This window comes from Gelidibacter sp., assembly GCF_035577925.1.
Taxonomy (GTDB): Bacteria; Bacteroidota; Bacteroidia; order Flavobacteriales; family Flavobacteriaceae; genus Gelidibacter.
This window is the reverse complement of sequence record NZ_DATJCY010000020.1, coordinates 1-2,359: the sequence shown is the minus strand read 5'-3', so window position 1 is coordinate 2,359 and position 2,359 is coordinate 1. Positions and strand designations below refer to the sequence as shown.

Annotated in this window: 2 protein-coding genes; both read left to right on the top strand. The window is 34.5% G+C overall.

From position 1 onward, the window contains the following. Nucleotides 1–895 (top strand): PQQ-binding-like beta-propeller repeat protein (locus VNJ50_RS00535; RefSeq protein ID WP_325578023.1); only part of this gene is annotated, 895 nt, incomplete at its 5' end. 50 nt (nucleotides 896–945) lie between these two features. After that, on the top strand, nucleotides 946–2,250 hold the full coding sequence (locus VNJ50_RS00530) for a serine hydrolase domain-containing protein (RefSeq protein ID WP_325578021.1): 1,305 nt from the start codon (nucleotides 946–948) through the stop codon (nucleotides 2,248–2,250). Nucleotides 2,251–2,359: the final 109 nt, after the last annotated feature.

Below are 2,359 nucleotides of genomic sequence, written 5' to 3'. Positions count from 1 at the left end.
AACGGTCAATTTTAAAATAAACACTGAAAACTCAATTTATTTTTCGCCGAAAGTCGTAAATAACAATCTTATTGTTGGCACTATCGATGGAAATATGCTGGCATTTGACAAGAATTCGGGCAACAAAAAATGGGAAACCCATGTTGGTGGAATTTTAGTCGGATCACCTGTGGTTGAAAATCAAAAAATTTACACTGCAAGCTCTACAGCATTGATAGGTCTGGATACTAAAAGTGGAAAACTTCTATGGAAAAATGAATTACCAACGTCATATTCCCAAGGAACGCCATTAATACATGGCAATAAAATCATTTTTGGAGTTTGGGACAGTTATCTTTATTGTCTGGACAAAAACACTGGAAAACTGATTTGGAAATGGAATAATGGAAACAGCAATCAAATTTTATTTTCTGCAGGAAACGTCAACGTGGCAGCATCAAAACACAGGCTTTATTTTGTGACGCCACAACGCTATTTGACTATTTTAGATATAGAAACTGGTAAAACACTTTTAAGAACTTCCAAATGGAAAGTCAGGGAATCTATGGGAACTAGCCAAGATGGAAAGTGGTTTTATGCAAAGACTATGGATGGCGAACTTTTAAAACTGCCACTTAATGATGAACTCGAACTGACCGAAGATAACCTCATTGCACACAGTCAACTATTAGATTTAAAAATGGGATATGAACACAATCCTGCCCCAATCTTAGAAGTTAATAACAAGATTTATTTGGGTAGCCGAAAAGGGGAGGTGGTCATAGTTGATGCCAATAAATTCGAAATTTTAAAAACCCTGCATTTAGGCAGTTCCAGTATCAACGGGTTTTCAGTAGACAAGCAAGGAAATGTTTGGACCGTACTTATTGACGGCAGTATTTACAAACTGGACTAATAAAAAAGCTCTAAACTGGTTTTTAAAAATCATTATTTTATCCAAAAAAAATGAATATAACAATTGTACGTGTCCTAATACTCTTTTTAATAGTTTTTGCGTTTGGCTGCAAATCGGCAAAACACAAAACGAATGCCTTTAATACTATAAAAAACGAAGTTTTCATCGATTCTATGATGACTAATGCACTCGAAAAAGGATTTTTCCCTGGTGCTCAAATTATTGTGGGTCATAAAGATTCTATTTTTATCAATAAAAATTACGGCTATCACGATTATTCAAAACAACAAGAAGTTATTTCAAATGATGTTTATGATTTAGCTTCGATATCGAAAGTTTTGGGCGCAACGCTGGTTAGCATGGATTTGGTTGGAAAAGATAAAATTAGTTTAAATGATAAATTAGCTGATCTGGTTCCTGTTTATAAAAACACCGCTATAGCCGATCTTTCCTTATTTGAACTTTTAACACACACGTCAGGGCTCAAAGCAAGTATTACGTTTTATGACAGCCTTTTGTCAACACCAGATGGATCGATCTTGCTAAGCAACGAACAATCTGAGGATTATCCCAATCAGTTTGGTGATATGTATGTCAACCGAAATATTGTTTACGATTCTATATTTCTTTCATTTGAAAACAAGGAGAATTTTGTTCAAGTTTATAAAAACATGTGGGTTACTCCCGAATTTTATAAACAGATGTCCGATAGAATGGCATCGGCGCTAATAAATCCGCGAGGTAAATATGTATATAGCGATCTCAATTTGATTCTTGCACAACAAATGTTAGAAGCAAAAACAGGCAAAAAATTGGATGAATTGGCAAATGAAATTTATAGGCAACTTGAGATTTCTAACATTGGATTTAATCCCTTGACATGGACTTCAGAAAAAAACGTCATTCCAACAGAAATTGATAATTTCTTCAGGAAAGATACCATTAAAGGATTTGTGCATGATGAATCTGCGGCTATTTTAGGCGGTATTTCCGGAAATGCGGGTTTATTTTCGAATGCAGAATCCATTGCTGTAATTTCTCAAATGTTGCTTAATAAAGGAAAATTTAAAGGCCATCAAGTCCTGAAACCAAAAGTTGTAAGGGTTTTCACAAAATCGCCTTTAGCTAAAAAAGGAATTTATCGCGGCATCGGATTTGATAAACGAAAACCTAATGAATTTTACCATAAACATGATTTTGGACATACAGGTTTTACCGGAACTTTCTTCTTTATAAATCCTGATACTGATCGGTTTTTGGTCATTCTTAGCAATCGTGTAAATCCGACGCGAACCAACAGACTACTTTATGAAGATGATTTTTTTCAAAAAATATGGAAACATATCAATGATTAGGCTTTTGTTTGAATTAAATCCGCTATCACTACTTTCTATTTAGATTCCCAAAGCAGTTTTTGAGCGGTTCCAAAGTTTCCTAATTGATAAACACTTATGGATGTTGCTC